We start from the raw sequence: 12,866 nt of genomic DNA, 5'->3' as shown, positions 1-12,866 counted from the left end.
CCAGTGATCTTCTCCCGAAGACGACGGTACAGCGGCGCTGCCTTGGCGGAGATCACGGCAACCGCGTGGTGCCTGAATCCGGGCCGCCGATGGACCTCTGAGCCGAGGGGGAAGGGCCTGACTGAGCAGGCGTTTCGTACGGGCGTGACCCCGCGTTCACGGACGGGTGGCACCCTTGAACCATGAACGACGCCGCCCCCGCTTCGAACGCCCCGCGCCGTGCCCGTGTCCGCGCCCCCGAGCTGATCGGCAAGGGCGGCTGGCTGAACACCGGCGGTAAGGACTACACCCTCGCTGACCTGCGGGGACGCATCGTCATTCTCGATTTTTGGACCTTCTGCTGCGTGAACTGCCTGCACGTCCTCGACGAGCTGCGGGAGCTGGAGGAGCGGCACCGGGACACCGTGGTGATCATCGGGGTGCACTCGCCGAAGTTCGTGCACGAGGCCGAGCACCAGGCCGTCGTGGACGCCGTCGAGCGGTACGAGGTCGAGCACCCCGTGCTGGACGACCCCGAGCTGGCCACCTGGAAGCAGTACGCGGTGCGGGCCTGGCCGACGCTCGTCGTCATCGACCCCGAGGGGTACGTCGTCGCCCAGCACGCCGGCGAGGGGCACGCGCACGCCATCGAGACGCTGGTGGCGGAGCTGGAGGCCGAGCACGAGGCGAAGGGCACGCTGCGGCGCGGTGACGGCCCGTACGTACCGCCGGAGCCGGTCGCCACCGACCTGCGCTTCCCCGGCAAGGCACTGCGCCTGCCCGGCGGCACGTTCCTGGTCTCCGACACCACCCGGCACCAGCTCGTGGAGCTGGCCGCGGACGGCGAGACCGTACTGCGCCGCATCGGCAGCGGCGAGCGCGGCTTCGGCCCGGACTCCTTCAGCGAGCCGCAGGGCCTGGCGCTGCTCCCGGACGGCAAGGTCGCCGTCGCCGACACCGTCAACCACGCCATCCGTACGTTCGACCCGGAGACCGGCGAGGTCGCGACCGTGGCCGGCACCGGCAAGCAGTGGTGGCAGGGCTCGGCGACCTCCGGGCCCGCCCGCGAGGTGGACCTGTCCTCGCCGTGGGACGTGGCCTGGTGGCAGGACCGGATGTGGATCGCGATGGCCGGCGTGCACCAGCTGTGGACGTACGACCCGGCCACGGGGACCGTCGAAGCGGTCGCCGGTACGACGAACGAGGGCCTGGTGGACGGCCCGGCGGCCGAGGCGTGGTTCGCGCAGCCGTCCGGGCTGGCGGCGGGCGGCGACCGGCTGTGGGTCGCCGACTCCGAGACCAGCGCGGTCCGCTGGCTCGACACGGACCTGGTCGTGCACACGGCGGTCGGCACCGGTCTGTTCGACTTCGGGCACCGGGACGGCGACGCGGCCCAGGCGCTGCTCCAGCACCCGCTCGGCGTCACCGCGCTGCCCGACGGCTCGGTGGCCGTCTCCGACACGTACAACCACGCGCTGCGCCGCTACGACCCGGCGACCGGCGAGGTCACCACGCTCGCCACCGACCTGCGCGAGCCGTCGGACGCGGTGCTGGTGGGCGGCGAGGGCTCCGGCGACCCGGAGATCGTGGTGGTCGAGTCGGCGCGGCACCGCCTGACCCGTCTGCGGCTGCCCGAGGAGGCCGTACGGGTCGAGTCCGTCGCGCACCGCACCCAGCGCGCGGCGACCGAGGTCGGCCCCGGCAAGCTCAGCCTCGACGTCATCTTCCAGGCCCCGGCCGGCCAGAAGCTGGACCTTCGCTACGGCCCGTCCACCCGCCTCCTGGTCAGCTCGACCCCGCCCGAACTGCTGGCCTCCGGCGACGGCGCGGACACCGACCTCAGCCGGGACCTGGTCCTCGCGGACGGCGTGACGGAAGGCGTGCTGCACGTTTCCGCGATGGCGGCGTCCTGCGACGACGACCCGGCGATCGAGTACCCGGCCTGCCATGTGCACCAGCAGGACTGGGGCGTCCCGGTACGGGTGGTCGAGGGCGGCACGGGCCGGCTGGCGCTCGTGCTGGCGGGGATGGACGAGGCGAGCGCGGAGTGACGCGGAGCGGTCCGGGCCGCGTGCCCGGACCGCCACCCTCACCCCTTCGGCTTCGTGTAGCTCTCCGCCCGGTTCAGCGTGCTCTGCCAGTACGTGACCTGAGAGGCGCCCACCGCCACCGGCGCCGTCGGGAAGGAGACCCGCTGCGGCGGCCCCTTCGGGGCACCGTTCAGATCGCTGCCGCTGAACTCGATCGTCGCGTACGTCTTCTTGCCGCTGCCCTTCTGGGCGGCGGTGGCGGTCGGGATGCTCGCCCAGACCGCGCCCTTGGGCCGGACGGTCTCCACGTCCCCACCCATGGTGTTGCTGCCCTTGAGCAGCGGCAACGGGTCCTTGGCACCGCCGAAGCGGATCAGCGGGTGATTGTAGACCAGGCAGGAGCGGGTGCTGCTGGTGTTCACGGCCTTGATCACGACGTGATCGTTCGGCGTATGCGAATACACCTCGAAGCGGAACATTCCCGGACCGCACGCCCGCGCACTCCGCGACCCGGCCGCGGCCCCGGCACCCGCCGCCGCGCCGCCACCGATGATCTTTTTCTTCTTGCTCTTCGACGAGGACTTCGAGGACTTGGAAGACGACTTCTTCGCGCTCTTCTTGCTCTTCGAATTCCCGGAACAGCCGGTCAGAGCAAGCGATCCGGCCATCGCGACAGCGAGCGCCGCATAAGCGGCGGAGCGGCGGGAGCGGCGTGCGGTCATGGTTCCCCCAGTGGTGTCACTGCGATCAGTGGTACGGGTGCGGCGGCGGTGCGTGTGACGGTGTCATGGCACGGACACCATAGCGAGTGGAGCGCGGGACGCCAGCGCCGTCACCTTCGGCACCAAATCCCCACACGTCGCCGGTACGTGTCCTCAGTGACGCGTGTCGCCGACCAAGTTGGCTTTTATGCGGACGAGAAGGTCGCGGAATGCATGGCGTCCGGACGTGATGGTGCGAGTGGCGTCATCGCTTTCGCGGAGTGCCACGTCTGTGTCCACGGCGGTGATCTCTATGCAGGCGTTGCCGGAAGATTCGGAGAACGAAGACTTGATCCACCGGGACTCGGCCAAGGCGATACCTCTCAAATCTGCTTGATGATGTCGAGGATGAGGTCCCGCGACTTATCCGGATTCAACGCCACCTGTTCGACCACGTCCAGACGGCGCCGGAAGTTGCCGAGGTGAGTCGGTGAGTCGAAAAACACGGCACCTACCGGGGAATCCATCTCCACGGTGTCCAGGTGGGGGTTGGCGGCGGTCGCGTACATCAACGTGTCTCCGGCCATGGGAAATCCCCCGGCCGCGAAGGGGATGACGAGGAGTTTCACATTGGCGCGCTCGCTCTCGTGCAGCAGGCAGTCCAGTTGCGCCCTGGCGGTCTCGCGGCCCCCTACCTCCAGGCGAAGCGCCGCCTCATGTACCAGGCCCACATACGGGATGCCCGGCTCTCGTGTCACCTTCTCGCGCCGCGCCAGCCTGTGCGCCACCCGCAACTCAAGCTCCAGCCGAGGCAGCGCCGGGATGAAGAGATCGAACAGCGCCCGGGCGTGGTCCTCGGTCTGGAACAGCCCGGGAATGTGCACCGTTTGCAGCGTCCGCAAGCTCGTCGCGTGGTGCTCCAGCTCCGCGACGTCCAGGAAGTCCGGCGGGATCTTTCCCCGGTACTCGTCCCACCATCCCTTCGACCGGCCACCGGTCATCGTGGCGAGGGCGTCGACCAGATCGGGGTCGTCACATTCGTAGATGCTGGCCAGGCGGCGCAGACGCTCCTCGCTGATGCCGAACCGGCCCGCTTCGATGTTGGAGATCATCGTCCGGTCCGCGCCCAGCCGTTCACCGGCCACCGGGGCGGTCATGCCGACGGCTTCGCGCAGACGCCGGAGTTCGGTGCCGAAGCGGCGCTGGCGGACGGTGGGTACTTGGCGTGGGGCCATGGGCAACTCCTTGCTCGGGTGCCACAGCGTCGCGGTCTCGGAGGTCGGCTGTCCGTCGAATATGTAGGAGACACTCGTTGGAGTGACGGAAGTAGCACCCGTTCAAAACGCAGGGCTACGGTGTGAGCCACGTCACCCGGCTGCCCCGGTGGCGACCCGTACGGCACGTACGTCCCGTACCCCTTCGCGCCCCGCATGGAGGTGCCCCGTGAACTTCGAATCCTGGCCCCCGTCCCCCGAACCCCTCGCTTTCACCGACCCGTGGGAGTACGAACTCGCCTTCCCCGGCGACCCGCGCGGCCCCGGCATCGCCCGGCTGACCTTGCGCGCGGTGCTGGCCGCCCACGGTGTGCCTGAACTCATCGAGCGGGCCGAGCTGCTGACCTCGGAACTGGCCACCAACTCCGTACGGCACGCCAAGGGTTCCGCGAGTGTCCGTCTGCGCTGGGCGCATCCCGTCCTGCGGGTCAGCGTCTCGGACACAGCTCCGCTCCTGCCTGCCACGCCACGGTCTCCCTCGCCCGAAGCAGGCAGCGGACGCGGTCTGTTCATCCTCGACCGCGTGGCGGACCGGTGGGGCGGTTGCGCGCTCGGGGACTCGCTGCTCGGACCGGGTGGCAAAAGCATCTGGTTCGAACTGGCGGTACATACCGGCCCGCCGCCGGCAACGACGCCCGCGCTGGCGGCTTGAGTCGTAACGAAAGGACCAGCAGCCGTGCACGGACAGCAGGAAGACATGAGCCGTCCACCCGAACCCGCCCCGGGCTGCGAGACGTGCGCGGCACTCGCCGCGCAGCGCGCCGAGGCGCGGGCGAGGTTCGACGCCAGCGCACAGACCGACGCCGATGTCCTGATGCGTCAGCATCAGCGATCGGAGCATGCCTGATGCCCCGGCGGACGTTCCGGTACGTGCCTTTCACGATCACGCAGGACACGACGGCGGAGCCGGAGTACGCGGCTCGGTGCGTGTCCGGTGACGAAAGCGAGTGTGGTGCGGCGTCCGGTACGCACCACACCCCGCGCCCGGTCGAGGAGTGGCAGCGCAAGCACACGCAGGAGACCGGGCATCGGCGCTATCGCCGGAACTTCGGAGACTACGCGGTGCTACAGCCTCGGTCGGACATCGCGGGGCTCGTGCCGCCGGCCGGCGGCACGACGTGAGTGCCCACCGAGGCGATTCCCGCCGTACACCACCGCATGAAGCGACCAAGGAGGAAACATGGACCCGGAGTTCGTAGGCACGGAGACCGCCGTACCGGCCCCGTGGGGAATGCGCCGTCTGGCACCACTGCGCAACGGTGTCTCCTCGCCGTGGCGGTACGAGGGGATCGACTCCGTTACGCAGACCGGCCGATGGAGCGGGGCGGACGGGACGATCACGCCGGCTGAACTCGGCAAGCACGGTACGAGCGTGAACACCTATCCGCCCACCCAGGTCGGCAAGGACGGCAAGATGGACTCCGACACCGGCCACGATGCCACGCAGGACTAGGCGGCAGCGCGATGGACGAACGCCCGGTGCTGATCTGTACGGAGTATGAGGACGCGACCGCCGACCTCGTCATCGCGGGGCTCAACCGGCGGCGGGTGCCCGTCCTCCGGTTCGACCCGGGGCGCGATTTCCCGGCGTCCGTCTCGCTCGCCGCGCGCATCGGGGCGGGCGACGCCTTCCGTACGCGCCCCGGCGGAGGGTGGGACGGTTACCTGAGAGCCGGGGAGCGTACGGCCGACCTTGCCTCAGTACGGGCCTTGTATCACCGACGGCCGAGCCCCTACCCGACGGGTAGCGGTGAGCAGGCGGCCCGGTTTGCCGCTCAGGAGAATCGCCGTGGCCTGGGTGGTGTACTGGGAGCGCTGCCGGCGTGCCTGTACCTGAGCCATCCGCAGGCCATTGCCCGGGCCGAGTACAAGCCCGCGCAGTTGGCCGTCGCCATGCACGTAGGGCTTGCGGTGCCAGCCACTCTCATCACCAACGACCCACAAGAGGCAGCACGGTTCTGTGCCGAACGCCCGGCGATCTACAAGCCGCTGCACGCCGGTCCGTACGAGGTCGGTGGCGAGCCTGCCGGGATCTGGGCTGCGCCGGTCGAAGCGGAGGAGATCGACGGAGCGGTGAGCCGTAGCGCGCACCTCTTTCAAGCGCGGGTGCCGAAGGAAGCGGATCTGCGGGTGGTCGTCGTCGGTGAGCAGGCGTTCAGCGCGCGGATCACCGCCCCGCCCGGGGTGGTGGACTGGCGGTCCGAGTACCAGAACCTCACTTACGAGCCGGTCGCCTGCCCGAAGGACACCGGCGGTGCGCTGGTGCGATTCCTTGCTGCCTTCGGGCTGAAGTTCGGGGCCTTCGATTTCGCCGTGACTGCGGACGGCACATGGTGGTTCCTGGAGTGCAACCCCAACGGCCAATGGGCGTGGCTCGAAGACGCGGCCCGGCTGCCGATCACGAGAGCTGTCGCAGACCTGTTGGAGAACGGAGCAACCCCGCATGACTGATCCCCGGGATTCTGAACGCCTACGGGCCGACCTGGTCCAGCACCTGCGCAAGTCCGGCGCTCTGCGCAGCCCCGTATGGGAGGCCGCCGTCATGGCGGTGCCTCGCGAGGCGTTTCTCTCTCGTGGGTGGTTCGAGTACGAGGAGGGTGGCTGGTATCGGCCGGTGGCGAAGGATGCCCCGGGCGGTCTCGCGCGGGTCTATGAAGACGACACCCTTGTGACGCAGGTTGCCGGGGGTGTCTTCCCCGATCAGGTCGAGGGACGCATCGCCGCGGCTCCGTCGTCGTCATCCACTCTGCCGAGCCTGGTGGTGCGGATGCTCGAAGAGCTGCGGGCGGCCGAAGGCATGCGGGTCCTGGAAATCGGTACGGGAACGGGCTACTCGACCGCGCTGCTCTGCCATGCCGTCGGTGAGGACAACGTGACCACGGTCGAGGTCGATGCCGAGGTGTCCGCCCGGTCCGGAATGGCTCTTGCAAGCGCTGGTCATTGGCCTGTCCGCGTGGTTGGTGACGGTCTCGCGGGCCATGAGGAGGGCGGTCCGTACGATCGCGTGATCGCTACGTGCGGTGTGCACACCGTGCCGTCCGACTGGCTCGCTCAGACCCGGCCCGGGGGTGAGGTGCTGGTCACGGTCGGCGGGTGGCTGCACGCGTCCGAACTCGTGCGGCTGACGGTCTCCCGCGATGGCGCGGCCAGTGGCCCGGTACTCGGCGGCCAGGTCTCGTTCATGCTGGCCCGCCCGCACCTACCGCCTCCGTTGGGCCTTCTGCCGGATCTCAGTGAGGGGAGGCGGTGCCCGTCGAGCTGGGTGCGGATGCGCTCGATGACTGGACGGCTCGGTTCGTCGCACAGTTCGCGGCACCGCGGGCGCAGCGGATCATGCTGGAGCGGGACGGCCGGGCGGAATGTGTCGTCATGGATGTGGGTGCCGGGGCGTGGGCGGTCGTCTTCCACGACGGCTCGCGGTGGATGGTGCGGCAGGGCGGGCCCGGGCGGCTGTGGGACGAGATCACTGAGCGGGTGAGGGAGTGGCAGGCGGATGGGTGTCCGTCGGCCGAGCGTATGCGGCTGCACGTCGGCCCTGGCGGGCAACGTCTCACGTGGCGGTGACGGGCCCCAACCGGTAAACCGACACATGCGACCCCGACTCGGCCGTGAACTCGCCGCCCTTCCAGTCCGCATGCCGGGATTCCAGCTCGAAGCCGGCGAGTTGACCCATGAGGTCGAGTTCGGCGGGCCAGATGTAGCGGTGGGGGCTGCGGGCCAGGCGGGCCTGGCCGTCTTCGGTGTAGTGGAAGTGGTGGGAGGTGAGGTGCTGGTGGAGGGGGTCGTAGGTGTCCACGCCCAGGTAGCCGGGGCCCGAGGTGAAGACCACGGCGTGCTGGCCGGGTGGGAGTTTTCGCAGGTCCGGTACGTGCAGTTCGATGACGAAGCGGCCGCCCGGGATGAGGTGGCGGGCGGCGTTGCGGAAGCACTCGACCTGTTCGGGCTGGGTGAGGAGGTTGGAGATGGTGTTGAAGACGAGGTAGACGAGGTGGAAGGGGCCGGGGGCGGAGGCGGTTGCCATGTCGCCGACGACGACCGGGATGGTTGCTTCGTCCGTCTTCGAGCGGAGTTGGGCGATCATCGGCTGGGACAGTTCGATACCGGTGACCGGTACGCCGTGCCGTGCCAGCGGGACCGCGATGCGGCCGGTGCCGATGGCGAACTCCAGGGCCCGGCCGCCGTCCGCGAGCTCCGCGAGGCGGTGTACGGCGGGCTCCACCACGTCCGGTGCAAACATGCCGGTGCCGGGCGTGTCATAACGCTGGGTGGTGTCCTCGCCCCACAACTCGTCCTGTCGCATGGCGTACACGATCCTCGCAACGTCCCTTGGTGTCGAAGGGATTTGTGGCGCCTGCGGGGGAGGGGCGAGCAGATCAGTCCTCGTAGTGCATGCGGTGGGTCTCCTCGACCACCGGGGCCGCCGGGCTCGGCGGCTGCATGCGGCGGCGCTTGAAGATGCTGACGTACGCCGCGATGCCGATGATGCCGACCGCCATCAGGATCAGGCCGACGAGGTGGAGGTTGACTCCGGCCATCTGCCAGTCCACCGCGAAGGTCAGGATGCCTCCCAGCGCGAGCAGACCGATGCACCATCCGATGCCCATGGTTGTTGCCTCCGTACGCAATTGGATGTTCCGGGCCGGTCGTTGACCGGGTACCCGGGGCCGGTGGGGGCAATCGCGTGACTCGGGGGTGGGGCGGTATGGCCGGACTGTGCCGTTCCGGCGGGCGGAACGTTACGGCCGGACCGCGCGGTTCACGTCGTACTGCCAGTAGGTGACCTGCGCGGCGTCGTCGAACCGGACACCACCGGGCAGCCGGACGTGCGCGCGGGCCCCCGCCCCGGGTATGCCGTGGCCGTGCTGGTCCGTGAAGCCGACCGAGAGGGTGTGCCGCTCGGGGGCGGAACTGGCGGCGGACGGCGTGAGGGCGGCGTACGCGGTGCCGCCGGGGGCGAGGGTGAGGGGCGAGCGGGGCGCGCTGCGGGCGTTCGGGGCGGTGGTGGGGGAAGCGTCGCCGTCCCGCAGGCGCGGGAAGCCGTACAGGTCGCAGGCGGCGGCGGAGGTGTTGGTGACCTGGAGGAGGATGCGGCCGGGCGGCTGGGGGACGGGTTTGGCCGCGACCACCACCTTCGAGGCGTCGCAGGCCGGGCGGCCGCTGTTGCCGACGGCCTGGTCGGTGCGGGAACTGCTGGGCATGCCCGGACCCAGCGGCTCGTCCGAGCCGCCGGAGTCCTTCCCGAAGGGGTGGAACGGCTTGGCGTCGCTGGTCTTGAGCGCCTCCTGCCCGCCGCAGGCGGTGAGCAGACCGAGGGCGGCCACGGCCGTGAGTCCGGCGGCGACGGTCCGCAGCGTGCGGGTACGAGCACGCCTGCCGTCGGCACGGCGGCGGGCGCTGTGGGCGGTGGCGGCCTCCGTAACGGTGTGGCGCGGCATGGGGTCTCCCGGGGTCGCTACGTTCGCTGCATGCTGTACTGCCACCCTGACGTGCTCCCCTGGCGCCTGGCTAACGCTTGCCTAACGGAACCGGCGCGGATCGGCCGCGGACCGGCGCGGTGCTCCCGGGCGCCGCTTCAGCACGGTCCGCCGACGACGGTGCGGAGCGCTCCGCCCGCGTTCTCGTCGTCGGTGCCGAGTACGCCGTGGCGGGAGTGCGGCAGGCAGGCCAGCGCCTCTATCTTGTGGCCGGCGTAGCGGCCGAGGGGCTTCGGGGACTGCCGTATGGTCAGCCGTATCGTGCCCCGGCCGTCCACGGACACCGTACCCGCGTCGTAGAGGGCGGAGTCGAACGGGCCGTCGTCGCCGTTGTCCGAGGCCGCGGAGACCTTGAGCGCGCCGGACGCGCCGATCTTCAGGTCGCTGACGTGCCGTACGTGCTCGGCGGGGTACGGCGCACGGAAGGTGGCCGTGACCGGGGCGGCGAAGGCGCGCCGGGTGAGGTCGAGGTGGGCGGCGTGCAGGGTGCCGGGGCGGCTGTCCTCGCCGCGGTCCGCCCACACGGAGACGAGCCGGTGCCCCTGGGAGGTGAGCGCGAAGCCCTCGTAGTTGTCGTCCTCCGAGGCGCCGGGGACGGTGAAGGTGCCGAGGACGCGCGCGGTTCCCGCCGCCGCGTCCAGGCGCAGGTGGTAGCCGGTGCCGGCGCTGGCCAGGGCGACGTACTCGCCGGGCCGGCCGGGGACCGCGTCGAGCGCTTCCAGGTCGGCGGGTGCCCGGCTGCCCCGCCAGGTCAGCGGGCGGACCTGGGGGCGGTCGCCGGGGCGCAGGCGTATGAGGGCCAGCCGGTTCTCGCCGGGCTTCTTGTTGTCGCGGGCGACGAGGAGGTCGGTCCGGTCGGTCCGGCCCGCCCGGGAGCCCGGTACGACGGCGAGGCCGCTTATCCCTGACGTGATGCCGTCGCCCACCTGCTGCCAGGCCGGGGCAGCCGGCCGGGCCGTGGCGGACTGGGCGGCGAAGAGGGACGCCGTGCAGGCGAGAGCGGTGGCAGCGGCCGTGTACCGGCTTTTGATCATGTGCATCCGGTGACGGTAGGGGGTACCGGCCGGGAAGGGAACAGTGCGAACGGGAGGTAGGGGCAGGCGCGTTGCGGAAAGGTGGGGGTTCGGCGAGAGGTGTCTGTTACGTCCCTCGGGGCCGGGACGGAGCGTACGCCGGGTCAGCCCCTGGCACGTGCTGCGACAACCCGTCCTGGGCGCCTGCTGCTACGAACCGCCCCGCCCCTTGTGCCCGCCCTCCGGACCGTCCCCCGTTGTCCGGCGTCTCCGCCGGCGGCCCGTCGGTCGTGCGTCCGCCCTCGGTCGTGCGTCCGGCCTCGGTCGTGCGTCCGGCCTCGCGCCGGCTGCCGCTCTCAGCTGCCGCTCTCAGTTGCCGCCGGTTCCTCCGCCCGACGCTCCCTCCGGCCCCCCGGAAGACCCCCGGAAGACCCCCGGCCGGCCCTTCGTCGCGCGCGAACAGCTGGGTCAGCGTGCTGATCGTGTAGACGTCGGTGGCCTCCTCGTCGACCAGGTGCATCTCGGTGAGCCGGTCCAGGCCCTCCTGGATGAGTTCCGGGTCGGTACCGGCCAACGCCGCCGCGACGGACGCGTTCAGATGGCCGTCGGCGTTCGCGGCGAGCGCGCTGAGCAGGCGCGCGTCGTCCGCCGAGAGGCGGGCGACGGACATCCGCAGGGCCGCCGCGACCCCGGTGTCCTCGGCGGACAGCAGGGCCAGGCGCCGCCGTTCGTCGCGCAGGGCGGCGGCCAGGCGGGCCAGCCGCCAGCGCGGCCGGGCCGTCAGCTGCGCGGCCGCCGCGCGCAGGGCCAGCGGGAGCCCGTCGCACAGGGCGACCAGTTCCTGCGCGGCGTCCGGGTCGTCGGCGACCCGCTCCGCGCCGAGCATCGCCCCGAGCAGGGCGGTGCCTTCCGCCGCGCCGAGCGCCTGGACGGGCACCGGCCGGGCCACGTCGGTGGCGACCAGGCCGTCCAGGCGGCTGCGGCTGGTGACGACCGTCGCGCAGTGCGCGCCGCCGGGCAGCAGCGGGCGTACCTGGGCGGAGCTCTGCGCGTTGTCGAGGACGACCAGCAGCCGGCGTTCGGCGACCAGCGACCTGAACAGCGCGGAGGCCGACTGCGCGGATGTCGGTACGCGGTCCGGGGGCGTGCCGAGCGCGAGCAGGAAGTCGCGCAGGATCTCGACGGGTTCGGCCGCCGCGCCCTCGTTGAAGCCGCGCAGGTCCGCGAAGAGCTGGCCGTCGGGGAAGGCCCCGGCGTACGCGTGGGACCACTGGACCGCGCAGGCGGTCTTACCGACACCGGCCGGCCCGGTGACGACGGCGAGCGGGCTCTCACCGGGTACGGCGGACTGCACCACCGTGGTGAGCGCGGCGAGTTGCTGCTCCCGTCCCAGGAAGCGGGCGGGTGGCCGGGGGAGCAGGCGGGGTACGGCGGGCGGGCCGGTGGTACGGCCGGGTGCGCCGCCCGTGGGGCCGCGGCCGCCCTGGGCGGGTACGCGGGGGTCCGCGGCGGTGGTGCGGCGCGGGTCGGAGGCGCCCGCCTCCTGCTCCGCGCCCTGCGCTGCTCGTCCCGCGCCGCCTGCCGGGCCGGTCGCACCGCCGCCTCGGCCGGTGCCGGAATCCGCGCCGCCTCGTGTGTCGCCCCCGGCTCCCGCTTCCTCCGCGCGGAGGATCTCCTCGTAGGCGCCCTTGAGCCGCGCCCCGGGGCCGACGCCCAGTTCCTCGTCGAGCAGCCGCCGGGTCCGGTGGAACCACTCCATCGCGTCCGACTGTCGCCCCGTACGGAACAGCGCGCGCATCAGCTCGGCGACCATCCCCTCCCGCAGCGGGTTGTTGACCGCGGCCGTGTAGAGGATCGCCGCGGCCTGTTCGTGCTCGCCGAGCGTGCCGTGCGCCCTGGCCAGCGCCTCGGTCGCGGCCAGCCGCTGCTCCTCCAGCGCGTGCGCGGCGGCGGCGAACGGCGGGCTGGTGACCGTGCCGGTGAGGGCCGGGCCGCGCCACAGTCCGAGCGCCTCGCGCAGCAGCGGCACCGCGTCGGCGGGCGCCGCCTCGGGGCGGGCCAGCGCGACCAGTTCGGCGAAGCGGTGGGCGTCGATCAGCTCCTCGGGCAGGCGCAGCAGGTACGCCGAGCCGTGGGTGGCCAGTTCGATGCCGTACGCCTCGGCGCCGCCGCGGGCCAGCGTGGCGCGCAGCCGTGAGACATGGCCCTGGACGACCGTACGGGCGTGTTCGGGTGGTTCCTCCTCCCACAGGGAGTCGATCAACTGCTCCAGGGGAACAGTCGTATTGGGCTGCAACAGCAGCAGCGCGAGCACGCTGCTCCGTTTGGCGGGCCCGAGCGCCAGCTCACCGGCACCGGTGGTGACGGATATCGGGCCCAGCAGGGAGAAGTCCAA

The 12,866-nt window shown here is 71.5% G+C and carries 15 protein-coding genes; 7 read left to right on the top strand and 8 right to left on the bottom strand.

The genetic code is table 11. The annotated features are described in order from the left end of the window. Nucleotides 1-182: 182 nt before the first annotated feature. Nucleotides 183-2,030 (top strand): NHL domain-containing thioredoxin family protein, encoded by a 1,848-nt coding sequence (locus tag ACEXOX_RS24270; RefSeq protein WP_406523224.1) that lies wholly within the window; start codon nucleotides 183-185, stop codon nucleotides 2,028-2,030. 38 nt (nucleotides 2,031-2,068) lie between these two features. Here ACEXOX_RS24270 and ACEXOX_RS24265 read toward each other — a convergent pair whose 3' ends face one another. The 3 genes from ACEXOX_RS24265 to ACEXOX_RS24255 form a co-directional block, all read right to left on the bottom strand. Further along, entirely contained in the window at nucleotides 2,069-2,731 is a 663-nt protein-coding gene (locus tag ACEXOX_RS24265; protein WP_406523223.1) for a DUF4232 domain-containing protein, read from the bottom strand. Between the two features lie 153 nt (nucleotides 2,732-2,884). Further along, on the bottom strand, nucleotides 2,885-3,082 hold the full coding sequence (locus ACEXOX_RS24260; protein ID WP_406523222.1) for a DUF397 domain-containing protein: 198 nt from the start codon (nucleotides 3,080-3,082) through the stop codon (nucleotides 2,885-2,887). 11 nt (nucleotides 3,083-3,093) lie between these two features. After that, nucleotides 3,094-3,945 (bottom strand): helix-turn-helix domain-containing protein, encoded by an 852-nt coding sequence (locus ACEXOX_RS24255; RefSeq protein ID WP_406523221.1) that lies wholly within the window; start codon nucleotides 3,943-3,945, stop codon nucleotides 3,094-3,096. Nucleotides 3,946-4,153: 208 nt separating this feature from the next. On the opposite strand from ACEXOX_RS24255, the gene ACEXOX_RS24250 reads away from it, so the two are divergent. From ACEXOX_RS24250 to ACEXOX_RS24225, 6 genes are all read left to right on the top strand, one after another. Then, entirely contained in the window at nucleotides 4,154-4,636 is a 483-nt protein-coding gene (locus ACEXOX_RS24250; RefSeq protein WP_406523219.1) for an ATP-binding protein, read from the top strand. A 24-nt stretch (nucleotides 4,637-4,660) separates the two neighbouring features. After that, nucleotides 4,661-4,831, top strand: coding sequence for a hypothetical protein (locus ACEXOX_RS24245; RefSeq protein WP_406523217.1), 171 nt, complete (start codon nucleotides 4,661-4,663; stop codon nucleotides 4,829-4,831). A gap of 23 nt (nucleotides 4,832-4,854) precedes the next feature. After that, nucleotides 4,855-5,106, top strand: coding sequence for a hypothetical protein (locus ACEXOX_RS24240; RefSeq protein ID WP_406523215.1), 252 nt, complete (start codon nucleotides 4,855-4,857; stop codon nucleotides 5,104-5,106). A gap of 58 nt (nucleotides 5,107-5,164) precedes the next feature. Further along, nucleotides 5,165-5,437: a putative ATP-grasp-modified RiPP gene (gene tgmA, locus ACEXOX_RS24235; RefSeq protein ID WP_406523213.1), complete on the top strand. Its 273-nt coding sequence runs from the start codon at nucleotides 5,165-5,167 to the stop codon at nucleotides 5,435-5,437. A gap of 11 nt (nucleotides 5,438-5,448) precedes the next feature. Beyond that, on the top strand, nucleotides 5,449-6,435 hold the full coding sequence (tgmB, locus tag ACEXOX_RS24230) for an ATP-grasp ribosomal peptide maturase (RefSeq protein ID WP_406523211.1): 987 nt from the start codon (nucleotides 5,449-5,451) through the stop codon (nucleotides 6,433-6,435). Nucleotides 6,436-6,526: 91 nt separating this feature from the next. Next, nucleotides 6,527-7,462: a methyltransferase gene (locus tag ACEXOX_RS24225; RefSeq protein WP_406523210.1), complete on the top strand. Its 936-nt coding sequence runs from the start codon at nucleotides 6,527-6,529 to the stop codon at nucleotides 7,460-7,462. Between the two features lie 72 nt (nucleotides 7,463-7,534). Here ACEXOX_RS24225 and ACEXOX_RS24220 read toward each other — a convergent pair whose 3' ends face one another. The 5 genes from ACEXOX_RS24220 to ACEXOX_RS24200 all read right to left on the bottom strand — a co-directional run bounded on the left by ACEXOX_RS24220 (nucleotide 7,535) and on the right by ACEXOX_RS24200 (nucleotide 12,866). Beyond that, nucleotides 7,535-8,284 (bottom strand): class I SAM-dependent methyltransferase, encoded by a 750-nt coding sequence (locus ACEXOX_RS24220; RefSeq protein ID WP_406523209.1) that lies wholly within the window; start codon nucleotides 8,282-8,284, stop codon nucleotides 7,535-7,537. A gap of 73 nt (nucleotides 8,285-8,357) precedes the next feature. After that, the gene (locus ACEXOX_RS24215; RefSeq protein ID WP_030021168.1) at nucleotides 8,358-8,588 is read right to left on the bottom strand and encodes a DUF6458 family protein; all 231 of its coding nucleotides are present in this window, start codon (nucleotides 8,586-8,588) and stop codon (nucleotides 8,358-8,360) included. 132 nt (nucleotides 8,589-8,720) lie between these two features. Continuing rightward, nucleotides 8,721-9,419 carry a DUF4232 domain-containing protein gene (locus ACEXOX_RS24210; RefSeq protein WP_406523208.1) on the bottom strand — a complete coding sequence of 233 codons (699 nt, stop codon included), beginning with the start codon at nucleotides 9,417-9,419 and terminating at the stop codon, nucleotides 8,721-8,723. Nucleotides 9,420-9,556: 137 nt separating this feature from the next. Continuing rightward, nucleotides 9,557-10,498 carry a hypothetical protein gene (locus ACEXOX_RS24205; protein WP_406523207.1) on the bottom strand — a complete coding sequence of 314 codons (942 nt, stop codon included), beginning with the start codon at nucleotides 10,496-10,498 and terminating at the stop codon, nucleotides 9,557-9,559. 100 nt (nucleotides 10,499-10,598) lie between these two features. Continuing rightward, entirely contained in the window at nucleotides 10,599-12,866 is a 2,268-nt protein-coding gene (locus ACEXOX_RS24200; protein ID WP_406523205.1) for a BTAD domain-containing putative transcriptional regulator, read from the bottom strand.

The organism is Streptomyces sp. Ac-502 (assembly GCF_045222935.1).
Taxonomy (GTDB): domain Bacteria; phylum Actinomycetota; class Actinomycetes; order Streptomycetales; family Streptomycetaceae; genus Streptomyces; species Streptomyces monomycini.
Note: the sequence above shows the minus strand (reverse complement) of the source record. Positions and strands in the feature narration are given on the sequence as shown.